The organism is Streptomyces tatrensis (genome assembly GCF_049310065.1).
GTDB lineage: Bacteria > Actinomycetota > Actinomycetes > Streptomycetales > Streptomycetaceae > Streptomyces.
In genome coordinates this window covers 2,035,230-2,051,602 of record NZ_JBMDLB010000007.1, presented here as the reverse complement: position 1 = coordinate 2,051,602, position 16,373 = coordinate 2,035,230, and the positions used below count along the sequence as shown (strand labels likewise).

Genomic DNA, 16,373 nt, shown 5'->3' with positions numbered 1-16,373 from the left:
TCACTCGGAGGTCCGAACCTCTGCGGCAGGGGTGACCAGTGAGCGGAGCTTCTCGCGGGTTTCCGGGTCAGCCGAGTAGATGATTGTTCCGACCATGCCCCGGGTCAGTAGCACCTTGTAGGTGTTGCGGACGAGGCGGTCGACGTCCTCGTCGGGGGTGGCCTTGGTGAAGGAAGGGTCCTTGGACGCCGTGCGGTCCACCACCTTGCGGTCGGTCCGCCAGACGAGCTCCGGGCCCATGATCACGCCGGACCAGTCGTATTCGAAGCCCTGCGCGGTGTAGACGCAGCCAACCTGCCCCAAGCCCGCAGGGTCGGTGGCCCAGAGCGGTGCCGGAGGTACGCCGAGCAGGGAACGGTCTCCGTACGGTTCCAAGGCCTCGCCCAGTCGCCGACGATGACGTCCGCCGGCAGCGAGGCCATGCTCGAAGTGATCTTGGTCGTCCACCTCCCGAAATAGCCCGCCGAGATTCGGACCTCGTAGCCCTGGGCCCGTTGCGTGGACAGGAAATCCTCCAGCTCCTGCGGACTGTCGGCCGTAAGCAGACGTACCTTGTCGTCCGGCTCCCACAAGGTGGGCGCGTTCCCTTCGAGACCCAGCAGGTCGACCACCCAGTGGAGGTAGGCGTCGCTTCCGCCGCAGCGGAACTGGCTGTTTAGCGCGGCGCCTCCCGAATCTCCTCCACCGTCCCCATCTCGCCGGGGCGCACCACCTGGTGCTGGTCGAGCGGGAACACGGGGACCCGGGCGGCGTCGATCAGTTCAGCCACCTGAGGTCGGCCGGTGCGCAAGGCGGCCTTGGTGTAGCGGGTTGGCGGAGCTCTTCCGGAGCCGGTGAGGCGCCCCTCTCACGTCCCCAGAGCTGGCGGCAGCAGCCTTCGACCGCCGAAGCTGGACCACCCGCTTGACTGGATGCGACGAGTTAGGTGCTCTCGGAGGTACCCGTCTCAGGTTCAGGAATCGGAGGGGGTGCGGGGGGAGCCTGCGTCGGCTCGGGCCTCTGGCCGACGGGCTTGTAGCCCCTCTTCCCGTTCGGGTCGAACTGCGGTCGGGCGTCGTTCACCGGTTGTATCTCCGTAGTCAGCGGGGGGAGGAACTTCGACAAAGTCGAGGAACTCTACTTCGTCCATGCGAATGTAGATCCCGCCGGTGTGTTCCAGGGGGCGTTCGAGCCAACCCGTCCGTGACACGGCCCACGCGCTCTGCAGATACAGATCGGGGGCCTCCGGGTAACTCGAGGCATAGGATCCCTCGCCGTACCAGCCGCCCACCCAAGCCCCACTCTTCAGCCGTACGCGGACCAGGCAGTGGCCTCGCCGGCGGAATGCACTGTCCCAAGCCGTGGGGGTCCGTTCGTAGGATGAATGGCTTCCCCGTAGGCGCAGCCGTGAGACAAGCCACGCGGCCCCAGCCGGCAGCGCGATGAGGAGGAGCATCGCGGCCAGCGCCACGGTGCGTGGATGGTCGGCCGCTCCGCTCAGCCAACCGCGACGCTGATCACGCAGGAGCCGTATGAGCCAAGGGCCGACGAGGAGGACATATGACGTGTCGAGCACGATGCCGGCCGTCACCGCACGGAGTACACGCTCGCCGAGATCCCTGTGGCCGGGAACCAAGCCGTGGGCACGTTCATGGACGAACTGGTAGACGACGCCAGGGAGCACCAGGAGAAGAATGACTGCGACCTGGACGACGGTTGTGGGAACTTGTGGCATCGACGTGAGTCCTCCCGGGACAAGGCATGCGCAGAGTCTTCGCACCAAGAAACCTGATCTCCCTTAGTCTCTACTGGAGTTGAGGGCGATGCACGGCATTGCTGTGACACGCGCCTGTCCATGTGGGAGGGATGCAGACGCTGATGCGAAATGACATGAACCGGATACGTGATACGTGGACCGACAGTCTTGCAGCCCGGGTCTGTCGTGGCATCAACCCCCAAACGCGCCGGATGGAGATGCTGGCCCCCTGGGTTGCGAGCGATCAGCTCACGCTCGCAACAATGCTGGGGAGTATCGCTACAGAGGATATTAGGGGCAGTTCCCCCCAGACCATCAGCCGGCACCTCCGGTCCGCGGGCTTCGTCGCTTCCGATGTACCTGTGCAGTCGGTGGCCAGTGGCCTGGTTCTGCCCGTGCTGCGCACAGTCCGCCGGAACGGGGCACCATGGGAGCGCTGGTGGGACGTGCGCGGACTTGGTGTACTTCTGGTCGAGTTGTGGACTGGACGTCGGCTGCTACGTCGGCCTCCGGAGTTGGTCCGTCAAGAATTGACGACCTTGTGGCGGATGCCCGATGACTTCCTCGACATTGCGATCAAGAATCGCGCCGACCCATTCTTGCGCCTCCCCGAAGACCTCCTGTTCGAATCGACCACAGGCGTGGCAGCGAGTCTTATGCAGCACTTCGTCTCGAAGGGGGCCATTAAGGCCAGCTTGGGAGAGGAAATCCTTGATGAGCGCCCGGCGTTGGTCGACAGGCCCGACCTTGCAGCAGCCGTTCGGCGCTGGTGTCATCGAAACGATCTCGAGCATGCTGTGCATCAGTACGGGCGCAATGCTCCGCCCGAGGTGAAAGAGGGACTCCTTCATGATCTCAATGCTTGGGATGCCCAGATGCAAGAATTTGTACTTAGTCTGACGGCATACGAGTTGGCGTTGATGGAAGCTCCCACAGGAGACGAGCTGTACGGTGAGCAGTGCCTTCTGGCGGGGCAGAGGATTCATCAGCCCCGGTTATTTGCGGATGACGACCTGTTGTGGGACTCGGCTCCTGATGAACTGATGGGTTCCGTGCCAGAGTGGATGGTGGAGGAGATCGTCACCTGCGGGACGCGCTTCTTCCATGTACGCGTAGGACCCCACCCCGTTTGGATGGCTACGGTCGATAGCGATGCGCACCTCCGTGCCGTGCAGGAGCTCAGGGAGCAGGGTGCGGAGTTCGGGGTTGGGGTGGAGGAAACTGCTGACGGCGTGAGGCTGTGGCTGAAATTCCCCTCCCCTCCGGGCGATCAGGGCCCCGCGATCCGGGCCCCGTACACTTATTCCTTGTCCTGGGTTGAACATGCCTGGGAGCTGCTTCACCTTGCTTCCGTCGGATACACCCGTCTCGCCGTCGTTCGCCTCGTGGGTGACGGTGAACCCACGTCCATCGGTAGTAGTTGGTTCCCGATTCCAGAGGAACTGTGCGCCCGGATGAGGTCCAAGGGGATAGAGGCCCTTCGTCATCTCGTCGGTGATGAGGTGGCAGGAATAGGGCAGCGCATTGCGCTCGAAGGGCTCGATCAATCGGCGGAGATCGCTTTCCGGAGCTGCGAGAATGCCAAGGGTGAAGAAATTCGTGACGAAATCTCAGTGATTCCCGGAATCGTCGAGCATCAGGACTTCGTGGGAGCTACCAGAGATCTGGCGCGCGCGCGAGCTCGGCGCTCTGCGCTGATCCTCGACGGAAAGGACGTGTCCGAGGCCGAGGCGGACGTCCGGGAAGCCGTCGAGACGCGAGGGCGCGCCCTCGAACTCCTCCGTGCGACTTCGAACTGGCCACACGGACAGGAGGGGTCGCGGCACAGTCAGGACCGGCACTGGTTCGATGCTGGAACGGTCTTCGTGCACCTGATTAACCGGTTCGGAAGGCTCCAGATAGCGGCGCGTTGGGGCAGTGCGGACCGGCCATGCTTCGACCTTATTTCATGCGAGGAAATCATACTTAATCCTCTGAGTGAAGCAGTAGGCGAATGGGGGCAGAACCAGCAAGCGGGGTGGTGGGGGGACTCCCTAAATCAACTTCTTGGTTCATGCATGGGGATGGCTACTTCTCTTTCCGAGTTGGCCTCTCGGCAGGGGCTCAATCGATTGATTCTCAGCCCCACATCCCCGATGGAACTATTGCCCCTTCATGCGGTCCCGCTGGACATCGGGCACGCAGCGACCCTCAATGACGCCTTCGACCAGATCTCATATGCACCCACTTTGCGTCTCGCGTCGGCCCTTGAAAGGCCTAGGCGACGCATAGCGGCAGCCGAGGTATTGGTGGTGGCGCACAGCGGGGCATGTATCGAGGGGATCGACCCTATCGGCGGACCGATTTTCGAAGCTCACCTGGTCTCCTCTCTTTACGGTGGCGCGGAAGTTCTCGCAGAAGAGGAAGCGCATCCAGCACAGGCGCTGCGGTCCATGTCCGGGGCTCGCATCATCCACGTGGCATCCCATGGTTTGACGCATCCCGACCGATGGTCCGCCGGGCTGATGTTGCAGGGAAGGTCGCTGGGGGAGGCCACGCTCACCACGAGTATGATCCTTGCCGAGGGCGACTTCTCGCGTGCCGACCTAGTTATCCTGAACGCCTGCAGGACTGGGGCTCACGAAAGTATTGCGCGGACCGTGCAGACCTTGAGGACACTTGAGGCGGCGTTTCTCGCGCGAGGAGCGAGAGCAGTCATTGCCACGCTGTGGGAGATCACTGATCTCCTGAGTATGGTCTTCTCCGCCATTCTGCACGCTCTTATCGGCGCTGGCGCGGACGCTGGCACGGCGTTCCGTGACACGGTCCGTTACCTCCGTGGACATGAGTGGCGTACGCCCCCGCGACAGGAATCGGTGGCTACTGCGCAGTCACTTCTGAGCAGCCTACATTCCCACTGGCGCATCGACCTCGACCGGCAGGCAGCCGAGAACCCGCTCTTCTGGGCCACCTTCAAAATCACCGGTGCGGTATGAATGCATGTGTGGTCATCAATCATTCGACACACATTCACTCGGCGTGCAGGCTGTGGGAGATGAGTTCACGACCCTCTTCCTCGAATGCCGAGTCATAGGTGATGAGGATGGGCCAAGTCGCCGAGTTGGTCAGGCGTGCGCCGATGTCGACTCAGCCCGTTCTCAAGGCGGCAGGTATGCCGCCGCCAGCAGGCTGGCCGGCACTGACGGTCCCGGTACCGACGTCGTGCCCGTTGGGCCTGGGGTGCCCGGCCCGTGGGTGTCCCGCTTTCCGGCTGGTGGGGGCCATTCCGGTCGGGCCGGAGGTGCCAACCAGCGTCAGCACGCTACCCACACCGCCCACTTTGCACGTAACGCACACCGGCAGCCTGTCCAATTTGCGCATCCAAGGCCTCTGACCTGCGGCTTTCTTTAACCTGTTTTGGCTAGACCTTATTTCGATGACGCACCACGTGGAGTGCGTGGCGATCCTGGAGCGAGTGGCGAAGGACGCCTGACCTGCAGGGTAGTGAGGTTCGTGTGAGGTGCGGCGTGGACGGATTCGCTACGCACCTCACGCTTCGGTGGCGCACGATGTAGCTCAACTTGACCTCAGAAACGGTCTGTTCACGTCCGTGCCGTCGCGGCGATCAAGCTGCTCGGGTCCGGGAACCTCCACGAACGGCTCGGCGGCGCCGAGCGTCGCTCTCGCTCCCGACGTGAGCGCGGCTCTGACAGTCCTCGGGCGCCGGCCGGTGCGTCAGGTTCATTCGGTGACGGACTTGCGCGGGTCCCGTCTCCCCGGCGCCACGACGTAGACCTGCAGGATGCGAATCTGCAAGGGGTCGCTCTCACGGGAGCCCGTCTGGACGGCGCTGGCTGATGATCCGCAGGTCAAGGCGCGGATCGAGGCGTGCGAAGCCTGGGCGGGAGCGGGCTCGGAGTGAGTGATCGGCGCATCCTTGGCAGGTGCAATAATCGCGCTCCAGTGGGCGACCGGAGCCGGCAGCCCGTCGAGGGTGGGGGGAAGCGATGTCTGGAGTGTCCGCGCCGTGGGGGGCCGCCAGGCGGAGTGAGCGGGCCTGGGCGGAAGGGGTCGGATTCCTGCGGCAGGGGCGGCCGGACTGGGCGGCGAGCCGTTTCGAGCAGGCCATCGGGTACGACCCTGCGGCCGCTGATGCCTGGCTCGGCCTGCATGCGGCAGGGCAGCGGCAGGCCGAGGCACTTGATGCGATGTCGCTCCACCACCGGTCGTTCGGCGCTTTGCGTAGCAAGTGCAATTTGGCGCTGCAATCGCGCTTCGACCTCGGTGTGTACGTCACCTTCCGCCTCGAAACGGCGCGTGACCTCTGGCTCGCCGCCGTGGCGGGACTCCTGCGCGAGCGGAGGCTGGGGGAAGCCTGGGTGTCGCTGGAGGAGGCTCAGCTCGACTGTGACGAAACGCGGTTCATCGCCACGAGGTACGCCTTCCTGAAGCAGGACTGGCAGCTCGTGCTGCACTTCTCGCGGAACATCACCGACAACTTCCTTCGCGACGAGTCCCAGCTCTACGTGGCCCGCGCCTTGGTCGAACAGCACGTGTTCCACGAGGCGCTCAACGCACTTGCCCAGCTCCCGCGAGCTCTGGGGCGGGAGAGCCGGTACGAGGGCGAAGTCGCCTACGTACGCGGCCTGGCGCATGAGGGACTCGGGCAACAGGAGGAAGCGCTGCGGAACTTCCAGTACGCCTTCCGCTGCTTCCCCACGCTTGCCGATGTAGCCACCCGCGCCCAGGCCGTCACTGTCCGGGCCGCCGCAACGCCCGAACCGCGGGCACCGGAACCGCAGGCACCGGCCCCGGTGGACGGCGCGGCCGGGTCTGCGCCGTCCGACGGCTCGCGGTCGCGGGAGCTCCTCCTGGCCGGAGCGATGGCGGAGCTGGACGGCATGGTGGGTCTGGAGGCGATCAAGCGGCAGCTGCGCACGCTGGCGGCGCAGTTGCGCATGGCAGCCGTGCGCAAGGAGCAGGGGCTTCCCTCGACCGCGGCTCCTCAGCACTTCGTGTTCACCGGCCCGCCCGGGACGGGGAAGACCACCGTTGCCCGGGTGGTGGGGAAGGTCTTCGCCGGACTCGGGCTGCTGGAGCAAGGCCACGTCGTGGAAGTCCAGCGGGTCGACCTGGTCGGCCAGCATCTCGGTTCGACGGCCATCAAGACGACCAAGGCCATCGACTCCGCACTCGATGGCGTGCTGTTCATCGATGAGGCGTACGCCCTGTCCAACAGCGGCTACTCCGGCGGCGACGCCTTCGGGGACGAGGCGCTCCAGGTCCTGCTCAAGCGGGCCGAGGACGACCGGGACCGGCTCGTGGTCATCCTCGCCGGCTACCCGGACGAGATCACCGAGCTCCTCGCGGCGAACCCGGGGCTGGCGTCCCGGTTCACCACGCGCGTGGACTTCCCGTCGTACTCCGCCGACGAGCTCGTCCAGATCGCCCGCAACCTGCTGGACGCCCAGGGTGACGTCCTCGACGAGGATGCGGCCTCCGTACTGGAGGCCTGCTGCCGGCGTGCCGTCGACGACGGGCTCGTCGATCAGCTGGGCAACGGCCGCTTCGCCCGGGAGCTGTGCCGCAAGGCCGCGGCACTACGGGACCTGCGGCTGTACGAGCAGCACGGAGGGGTCGGCGCGCTCACTCGCGAGGAGATCACCACGGTGCGTTTCTCGGACATCTCGCAGGCATACCGGGAGTTCTGCGACGGTATGACCGGCATGAGTGCGACCTGAGAGCCGTGTCGACGGCGTGCTCGGCGCTGCGGTGAGGGCCGGCCCGCCCGGGGACCGTCCGGGGCGGGCCGGGGTTCTGGGGGACCGGGTTACGGGTGGGTCTTGAGGTAGCCGCCCATGGACTTGAAGTAGGCCGACGCCGGGAGTTCCGTGCCGTCCTCCGTGCGGACGGCCGTGATGGACAGGCCGTGGTTCTGGCCCGTACGGGCGTCCGCGCCGGCGACTATGACCACGCCTTCGCCCTCGCGGTAGAAGATGCGGCCCGGGGTGCCGCCGTAGCGGCCCTCGGAGACGACGGCCGTGAGGATCTCCAGGCGCTTGCCCTTGTGGAAGGTGAAGGCGGCGGGGTACGGGGCCGACTGGGCGCGGATCAGGCGTTCCAGGGTTTCGGCGGGCCAGGACCAGTCGATCCGGATGTCCTCCTCGGCCCGCTTGTGGAAGAAGGTGGCCTGGGTGCGGTCCTGCTTCGTGAACTCGGTCTGTCCGGACGCGATGAGGTTGAGGGCGCCGATCGTCACCGGGGCGATCAGGTCGACCGTCTTGTGGAACAGGTCCGTGGTCGTGTCCGTCGGGCCGACGGGGATCGAGCGCTGCATGACGATGTCGCCGGCGTCGAGCACCTCGTCCATCATGTGGGCCGTCACACCGACTTCGGGCTCGCCGTTGATGAGGGCCCAGATGAGGGGCGAGAAGCCCGCGTACTTCGGGAGGAGCGAGTCGTGGATGTTCAGGGTGCCGTGGCGCGGCAGGGTGTAAATGCGCGGCGGGATCCAGGTGCGCCAGTTGTTCGCGACGAGGATGTCCGCGTCGGCTTCCTTGAGCTGCTGGAACAGCTCCTCGTCGTCGGGGCGGTTGCGGATGACGACCGGGACGCCGTGCTCCTCGGCGAGGTCGGCGACCGAGTCGCTCCAGATCTTCTCGTAGGCGTGCTCGCTCTTGGGGTGGGTCACGACCATGACGACGTCGTGCTCGGAGTCCAGGAGCGCCTTCAGGGTGCGATGGCCCCAGGTCTGATAGCCGAACATGACGACCCGCATCGGGGTTCCTCCTCAGAAGAGCGAATGAGCAAAGGTAAGTAAAGCAAGGCTTACCTAACAGCGCAACAGCCCCGATTCTGGGCTTGATTGACCCGAGTGTGGGTTCGTTGTCCGGTTTGTCTGGTCGACAGGCCGTCTGGATCAGGTTAGCTTTACCTAAGTTCCACTCGGCTGCCGGTCACCGGTGCGCCTGGACTCCCCCTTTCCCCCACCCCTGACACGACGCCTGGCAGGCGGCTGTCCCGCACCAAATGGGAGTGACATGTCACAGGCTCTTCCTGGCGACGCACCACTGATCCACGACCTGATCGGTATCGGCTTCGGGCCGTCGAACGTCGCCATGGCGATCGCGCTCAGCGAGCACAACGTGCGCGTCGGAAGGCAAGAGGCGGTCACCGCCCACTTCTTCGAGCAGCAGCCCCGGTTCGGGTGGCACCGCGGCATGCTCATCGACGACGCGACGATGCAAGTGTCCTTCATGAAGGACCTGGTGACGCTCCGGAACCCGACCAGTGAGTACAGCTTCCTCTGCTACCTGCAGGAGAAGGGCCGGCTGATCGACTTCGTCAACCACAAGAACCTGTTCCCGCTCCGGGTCGAGTTCCACGACTACCTCGAGTGGGCCGCGGCCAAGGTCGACGACATGGTCTCGTACGGCCACCAGGTCGTCTCCGTCGAGCCCGTGGTCAAGGACGGCGTCATCGAGTACCTCGACGTGACGGCGCGCTCCGGCGACGAGGTCGTCGTCCACCGGGCCCGCAACCTCGTCATCTCCACGGGCCTGCGCCCGGTCATGCCCGAGGGCGTCGAGCGGACCGAGCACGTCTGGCACAACACCGACCTGCTGAAGAAGATCGACGGCCTGGAGGGCAGCGAGCCCACCCGCTTCGTCGTGGTCGGCGCCGGCCAGAGCGCCGCCGAGAACGTGGCCTACCTGCACCGCCGTTTCCCGCAGGCCGAGGTCTGCGCGGTCTTCTCCCGCTACGGCTACAGCCCGGCGGACGACAGCAGCTTCGCCAACCGCATCTTCGACCCCCAGGCGGTGGACGAGTACTTCACCGCCCCGGAGGACATCAAGCAGCGGCTGATGGGCTACCACGGCAACACCAACTACTCGGTGGTCGACATCGACCTCATCGACGACCTGTACCGGCAGTCGTACCAGGAGAAGGTGCTCGGCACCGAGCGCCTGCGCTTCCTGAACGTCTCGCGCCTGACGGGCGTGGAGGAGACGGCTGACGGGGTCCGCGCCACCATCAAGTCCCTCGTCACCGGCGAGGAGAGCGTGCTCGACGCCGACGTCGTGGTGTGCGCCACGGGCTACCAGCAGGCCGACGGCCTGGGGCTGCTCGGCGAGGTCGCGGACCGCTGCCACCGCGACGACCAGGGCCGGGTCCGCGTCGAGCGCGACTACCGGGTGGCGACCGACCTCGAACTGAGCTGCGGCATCTACCTCCAGGGCGGAACCGAGCACACCCACGGCATCACCTCCTCCCTGCTGTCCAACACCGCGGTACGGGTCGGCGAGATACTCGACTCGATCCTCGACCGGAACCTCAAGGCCGTGCCCGACCAGGCCCGTCCGGTCACCGGGGGAGCCGCCGGCGCCCGCCAGCCGGCCGTCTAGAGGGTCCTCACCCCGCTCACTGCCGTGCCTCCGGTGCGTTCCCGCCGGAGGCGCGGCAGTACTGTGCAACCAGTTGCCCCACGAAGAAGGAACGTCCGTGCCCACTGGTACTCGCCGCCCCGCCGGCGGCCCGCCCGCCCGCGAGCGCGAGGCGCCGAGGCGGTCCGCAGCCCGCACCGGACGCAAGGGATGACCCGCCTCGACGTGGGCGCCGCCACGGTCGAACGCCCGGCGGCCTCCCAGGTCGTCGCGCGGGTCCGGCGGCGGCGGATCGTGGGCCTGGGCGCGCTCCTCGCGTTCCTCGTGGTCGCGGCGGTGGTGTCCCTCGCCGTCGGCGCGCGGGCCCTCAGCCCCGCCGAGGCGTGGCACGGGCTCTTCGCGGACCCCGACCCCGACCAGAAGCTCTCCGAAGCCAGGCTCATCATGCAGACCGTACGGGTGCCCCGTACGGTCCTCGCGATCGTGGCGGGCATCGCCCTGGGTGTCGGCGGGGCGCTGATCCAGGGGTACACGCGCAACCCGATCGCGGACACCGGCCTGCTCGGGGTGAACACCGGCGCCTCGTTCGCCGTGGTGTCGGCGATCGCCCTGCTCGGGCTCACCGACCCGTTCGAGTACGTCTGGTTCGCCTTCCTGGGCGCCGCGCTCGCCGGTGTGGTGGTGTTCGGGCTGTCGAGCATCGGCCGCGGCGCCGGCAATCCGCTGACGCTCGCCCTGGCCGGGCAGGGGGTCACGGTGTTCCTGATGGCGATGACGACGGCGGTCGCGCTGTCGGACAAGGCGGCGCTGAACGCCCTGCGCTTCTGGAACGCCGGGTCGGTGGCCGGCGTCGGTTTCGGCGTCATCTGGCCGGTGACCGGCTTCATCGTGGTCGGGCTGGTGCTGGCGCTGGCCACCCTGCCCTCCGTCAACCTGATGAACCTGGGCGACGACGTGGCGCGGGGACTGGGCGTGAACATCACCCTGATCCGGATCACCGGCATCATCGCCATCACGCTGCTGGCGGGCGCGGCCACGGCGGCGTGCGGCCCCATCGCCTTCCTCGGACTCATGGTCGCGCACGTGGCCCGGTACCTGGCCGGCCCCGACTACCGCTGGCTGGTGCCGTACGCGGGTCTGCTCGGCGCGGTCGTCCTTCTGGTCTGCGACATCGTGGGACGCGTCGTGGTGCGGCCGGGAGAGCTGGACGCGGGCATCCTCGTCGCTCTCCTCGGCGCCCCGTTCTTCGCGGTCCTGGTGTGGCGGGGAAAGTTCAAGAGCGCATGAACGTGACAGTGGTGAAGCCCGCCGAGAAGCCGTCGGTGGCGCCGGGCGTGCGGATCGGGGGCATGTCGTTCGTCTGGCGGCCCAGGATCGTGCTGGTCACGCTGCTGCTGGCGGCGGCGGCCTTCCTGATGTTCTGCCTGTCCATAGCCGTGGGGGACTTCCCCCTCGGCCTGTCGCAGGTGGTGGCCACCCTCTTCGGCGGGGGCGAGCAGGTCGACCAGTTCGTGATCATGGATCTGCGCATGCCGAGGGCCCTGGCCGGGCTCGTCGTCGGCGTCGCGCTGGGGATGTCCGGGGCGATCACCCAGTCCATCGCCCGCAATCCGCTGGCCAGTCCGGACATCCTCGGGATCACCGGGGGCGCCAGCGCGGTCGCGGTGTGCCTGGTGACGGTGTCCGGCGGGGCCACGGCCGCGGTCGTCAGCTCCGTGGGGCTGTCCGGAGCGGCGCTCGCCGGAGGCCTCGCCACGGGGCTGCTGGTCTACTTCATGGCGTGGCGGCGCGGGGTCGACGGCTTCCGGCTCATCCTCATCGGCCTCTCCGTGAGCGCCGTGATGGAGGCGATCACGACCTGGCTGCTGGTCACCGCCGACATCAGGGACGTGGCGCGGGCCCAGGCGTGGCTGGTCGGCTCCCTGGACAACCGGTCGTGGGACGAGGTGGGGGTGGCCCTGTGGGGCACGCTCGCCCTCGCGGTGGTCGTGGCCTGCGTCTCCTTCCAGTTCAAGCCGCTGCACTTCGGCGACGACGTGGCCGCCGGCCTCGGCGTCCGGTTCTCGCTGGTACGGGCCGTCCTGCTGCTGTGCGCGGTGCTGCTGGCCGGCTTCGCGGTGAGCGCCGCCGGGCCGGTCCCGTTCGTCGCCATGGTGGCGCCGCAGGTGGCGCTCCGTCTGACGAAGTCCCCGACGCCGCCGTTGGTGGCGTCCGCCGTGGTCGGGGCGCTGCTGCTGATCGGCTCGGACCTGGTCGCCCGTACCGCACTGCCGATCAGCCTGCCGGTCGGCGTGGTCACCGCCGCGATCGGCGGCCCCTTCCTCATCTACCTCCTGGTGCGGGCGAACCGCCGCTAGGTGATAGAAAGGTTAGGCAAGCCTAAATAGAGGGGGAGCCGTGGTCGCTCAGTCCATCACCGAGATCGAGTTTGGGGCCGATGCCGACGCCGTCCCGCGGCTGGCGGCCAGGGGCGTCACGGTCGGGTACGGCGACCGGACCGTCATCGACTCCCTCGACGTGGCGATCCCGCAGGGGGTCGTGACCACGATCATCGGCCCCAACGGGTGCGGCAAGTCCACCCTGTTGCGGACCCTGTCGCGACTGCTCAAGCCGACCAGCGGATCCGTCGTCCTGGACGGCGAGGACATCGCGCGGATGCGGACCAGGGACGTGGCGAAGAAGCTCGGCCTGCTGCCCCAGGCGCCGGTCGCGCCGGAGGGCCTGACCGTGGCCGACCTGGTCGCCCGGGGCCGGCATCCGCACCAGAGCTGGCTGCGCCAGTGGTCCTCGGACGACGCCTCCGTCGTGGAGCGCGCACTGGCCATGACGGGGGTGGCCGACCTGGCCGACCGTCCCGTCGACGCCCTCTCCGGGGGCCAGCGTCAACGCGTGTGGATATCCATGACCCTCGCTCAGGGCACCGATCTGCTGCTGCTCGACGAGCCCACCACCTATCTGGACCTGGCGCACGCCATCGACGTGCTCGACCTGGTCGACGACCTGCACGAGTCGGGATGCACCGTGGTGATGGTGCTGCACGACCTCAACCTGGCCGCGCGCTACAGCGACAACCTCATTGTGATGAAGGCCGGTTCGGTCCTGGCGCAGGGTCACCCGCGCGAGGTGCTGACCGCCGAGTTGCTGCACGAGGCATTCGGCCTGCGTGCCATGGTGATTGACGATCCGGTGGGCGACCGGCCGCTCGTCGTGCCGATCGGGCGGACGCATGTGTTGAGTGATGGCGTCCAGAGTGTGGGAAGTCAGAGTACGGGCAGCTGAAACAACAGTCCTCTAACTTAGGCTAGGCTTACCTCACTTCCCCGGGGTACGGTTTGCCTGCCCTAAGTGGGGCCGTAGTGGACAGCACGAAAGCAAGGGATCCCGCATGCTCCTCGACCGAACGACACGTAACAAGCCCTGGCGGCAGCTGGCGGCAACCGTGTCCGCCGCGGCCCTCGGTGTAGGCCTCCTCGCTGGGTGCGGTTCCGACTCGGCCGACAAGGACAAGAAGGACGACACCGCCAAGGCCCCGGCCGCGACCGGCGCGTTCCCCGTCACCGTCGAGCACTTCTTCGGCTCCACCGAGGTCAAGAAGGCCCCGCAGCGGGTCGTCACCGTCGGCTACACCGACGACCAGACCGTCCTCGCGTTCGGCATCAAGCCGGTCGGCATGACCGACCAGTACCCGAACCCGGCCGGTCAGAGCCCCGACATCAACACCCAGTGGCCCTGGGTGAAGGACAAGTGGGGCGAGACCAAGCCCGAGGTCATCATGAACAACGGTGACACCGGCCCCAACTTCGAGAAGATCGCGTCCCTGCGCCCCGACCTGATCATCGCGGTCTACTCCGAGGTCGACCAGGCCGCCTACGACAAGCTGTCGAAGATCGCCCCGACCGTCGGCCGCACCAAGGCCGAGAAGGAGCCCTTCAGCGCTCCGTGGCAGGACAACGCCCTCCAGATCGCCAAGGCGGTCGGCAAGGAGACCGAGGGCAAGGAGATGGTCCAGGGCATCCAGGACAAGCTCGCCGCGGTCAAGAAGGCGCACCCCGAGTTCGCCACCCAGACGGCCGTCGCGGTGTCCTGGTACAAGGACGCGGTCAACCCCTTCACCACCACCGACGTGCGCGGCCAGCTCCTGACCGGCATGGGCTTCAAGGGCCAGACCGAGCTCGACAAGATCTCGGACGGCAAGTTCTCCTTCGCGCTCTCCCCTGAGCGCATGGACCTCATCGACGTCGACCGCGTCTTCGTCGTCAACGACAAGGCCGACACGGACGCGCTGAAGAAGTTCGACCTCTTCGCCAACCTGAAGGTCACCAAGGCCAACAAGGTGTCCTACCTGCTCGACAGCGAGGGCCCCGCGGCCGGCGCGGCCATGTCCCAGGCCACCCTGCCCGCCCTGCCCTTCGCCATCGACGAGCTCGTCAAGTCGGTCGGCTAGGTGTGAGCACCACGGACATTCGGGTCGCCCCGGCAACCCTGCGTACGACGACCGGACGTGAAGCGGCCCGATGGGTGGCGGCCAACTGCCGCACGATGCCCTGGCTGACGTCCGGCGCCGTACTCAGCACGGTCGCCGGGGCGGCTCTCCAAATGCTCCCCGTACTGCTGCTCGGCCGGGTGGTCGACGGAGTGATCGGGGGCGAACCGCGTTCGATCCTGGTCACGATCGGGGCCTGGATGGTGGCCGCCGCGCTCCTCGGCGCGGCGGCCACCGCCCTGTCCGCCTACCTGATCGGGCGGCTCGGCGCAGACCTGCTCGCGGGCCTGCGCGAAGGCGCCGTACGGGCCGTGCTGGGCATGCCCAGCGCCCGGGTCGAGCAGGTGGGCCGCGGCGACGTGCTCTCCCGGGTCGGCGACGACGTCGCCGTCCTGTCCAAGGGCATCCGCTCGGCCATCCCCACGGTGTTCTCCGCGGGGGTCCTGGTCGCCATCGCCACGATCGGCATGTTCGGCCTCGACTGGCGGCTCGGCCTGGCCGGCGCCTGTGCGCTGCCGGCCTACGCGCTGGCCCTGCGCTGGTACCTGCCCCGCTCGGCCCCGCTCTACCGCAAGCGCGCGGTGGCCCAGGCCGAGCGCGCGCAGGCGCTGATCAGCGGCCTGAACGGCATCGAGACGGTACGGGCGCACCGGCTGGAGGAGGCCTTCCGCGAGAAGGTCTCCGAGGATTCGCGGCGGGTGCGCGACCTCGGCATCGAGGTGTTCCACTTCTTCGGCCGGTTCGTCGGCAGGGAGAACCGCGCGGAGTTCATCGGTCTGTCGCTGATCCTGATCGTGGGCTACGTCCTGCTGGAGACCGGCTCCGCCAGCCTCGGCGACGTGGCGGCGGCGCCGCTGGTGTTCCACCGGCTGTTCACCCCGCTGGGCGCGATCATGTTCACCTTCGACGAAGCCCAGAAGTCGGGCGCGAGCCTGACCCGGCTCGTCGGGGTGCTCGCGGAGTCCACCGAGGACCGGCTGGTGGGCGACCGGGCCGCCGCGCCGGCGGACGAGGACCCGTACCCGGTGACGGTGAAGGGGCTGACGTTCCGGTACCCCGGAGCCGATGAGCCCGTCCTGAGCGACGTCACTCTGACGATCCCGGCGGGCGGTTCGCTGGCCCTGGTGGGTGCTACGGGCGCCGGCAAGACGACCCTGGCCGCGCTCATCGCCGGCATCGGGACCCCGGAGGCCGGTTCGGTGCGGATCGGGTCGACCGACCTCGCCGATCTGGACGAGGCCGGGGCGAGGGCGCTGGTGAGCATCCTGACCCAGGAGACGCACGTGTTCTCCGGGCCGCTCGCCGACGACCTGCGACTGGCCGCGCCGGAGGCGAGCGACTCCGAACTGCTGGCCGCGCTGGGCACCGTAGGGGCGTCCGAGTGGGTCGAGGCGCTGCCCGAGGGTCTGGACACCGCGGTCGGCGAGGGCGGTGCGCGGCTGGACGGCACCAAGGTGGCCCAGGTCGCCCTGGCCCGGCTGGTGCTGGGCCGGGCTCCCGTGGTCGTGCTCGACGAGTCGACCGCGGAGGCGGGCAGCGAGGGCGCCGCCGAGCTGGAGCGGGCCGTACTGGCCGCCTGTGCCGGGCGGACCACGCTGTTCGTGGCCCACCGGCTGACCCAGGCGGTGGCGGCCGACCGGATCGCCGTGCTGGATGCGGGACGCGTCGTGGAGCAGGGCACGCACGAGGAGTTGGTGGCCCTGGGCGGCCGCTACGCGCGACTCTGGCGGGCCTGGAGAGACGCTAGTTAGGTCACCCTAATTTAGGTTAGGCTAGCCTTCGTACCTTGGAA

Annotated in this window: 10 protein-coding genes and 1 pseudogene; 8 read left to right on the top strand and 3 right to left on the bottom strand. The window is 67.7% G+C overall.

The window, feature by feature from the left end; genetic code table 11:
• Positions 1–836 (bottom strand): annotated as a pseudogene (locus tag ACODT5_RS12720) (DNA/RNA helicase domain-containing protein); the annotation flags it as partial.
• 116 nt (positions 837–952) lie between these two features.
• Positions 953–1,714: a DUF6338 family protein gene (locus ACODT5_RS12715; RefSeq protein WP_422519272.1), complete on the bottom strand. Its 762-nt coding sequence runs from the start codon at positions 1,712–1,714 to the stop codon at positions 953–955.
• A 569-nt stretch (positions 1,715–2,283) separates the two neighbouring features.
• Here ACODT5_RS12715 and ACODT5_RS12710 point away from each other — a divergent pair.
• Entirely contained in the window at positions 2,284–4,710 is a 2,427-nt protein-coding gene (locus tag ACODT5_RS12710; RefSeq protein WP_422519271.1) for a CHAT domain-containing protein, read from the top strand.
• A 1,011-nt stretch (positions 4,711–5,721) separates the two neighbouring features.
• Complete coding sequence (locus ACODT5_RS12705) at positions 5,722–7,455, top strand: AAA family ATPase (RefSeq protein ID WP_422519270.1); 1,734 nt, start codon at positions 5,722–5,724, stop codon at positions 7,453–7,455.
• A gap of 89 nt (positions 7,456–7,544) precedes the next feature.
• On the opposite strand, the gene ACODT5_RS12700 is transcribed toward ACODT5_RS12705, so the two are convergent.
• Positions 7,545–8,492 carry a methionyl-tRNA formyltransferase gene (locus tag ACODT5_RS12700; protein WP_422519269.1) on the bottom strand — a complete coding sequence of 316 codons (948 nt, stop codon included), beginning with the start codon at positions 8,490–8,492 and terminating at the stop codon, positions 7,545–7,547.
• Positions 8,493–8,754: 262 nt separating this feature from the next.
• Between ACODT5_RS12700 and ACODT5_RS12695 the strand changes: the two genes are divergently transcribed.
• The 6 genes from ACODT5_RS12695 (at position 8,755) to ACODT5_RS12670 (ending at position 16,332) form a co-directional block, all read left to right on the top strand.
• Positions 8,755–10,119: a lysine N(6)-hydroxylase/L-ornithine N(5)-oxygenase family protein gene (locus tag ACODT5_RS12695; RefSeq protein ID WP_422519268.1), complete on the top strand. Its 1,365-nt coding sequence runs from the start codon at positions 8,755–8,757 to the stop codon at positions 10,117–10,119.
• A 189-nt stretch (positions 10,120–10,308) separates the two neighbouring features.
• Positions 10,309–11,385: a FecCD family ABC transporter permease gene (locus ACODT5_RS12690; protein ID WP_422519267.1), complete on the top strand. Its 1,077-nt coding sequence runs from the start codon at positions 10,309–10,311 to the stop codon at positions 11,383–11,385.
• Entirely contained in the window at positions 11,382–12,455 is a 1,074-nt protein-coding gene (locus tag ACODT5_RS12685; protein ID WP_422519266.1) for a FecCD family ABC transporter permease, read from the top strand. The genes ACODT5_RS12690 and ACODT5_RS12685 overlap by 4 nt, the downstream gene beginning before the upstream one ends.
• A gap of 40 nt (positions 12,456–12,495) precedes the next feature.
• The gene (locus ACODT5_RS12680) at positions 12,496–13,377 is read left to right on the top strand and encodes an ABC transporter ATP-binding protein (RefSeq protein WP_422519265.1); all 882 of its coding nucleotides are present in this window, start codon (positions 12,496–12,498) and stop codon (positions 13,375–13,377) included.
• Between the two features lie 106 nt (positions 13,378–13,483).
• Positions 13,484–14,542 carry an iron-siderophore ABC transporter substrate-binding protein gene (locus ACODT5_RS12675; RefSeq protein WP_422519264.1) on the top strand — a complete coding sequence of 353 codons (1,059 nt, stop codon included), beginning with the start codon at positions 13,484–13,486 and terminating at the stop codon, positions 14,540–14,542.
• 2 nt (positions 14,543–14,544) lie between these two features.
• Complete coding sequence (locus ACODT5_RS12670) at positions 14,545–16,332, top strand: ABC transporter ATP-binding protein (RefSeq protein ID WP_422519263.1); 1,788 nt, start codon at positions 14,545–14,547, stop codon at positions 16,330–16,332.
• Positions 16,333–16,373 lie beyond the last annotated feature (41 nt).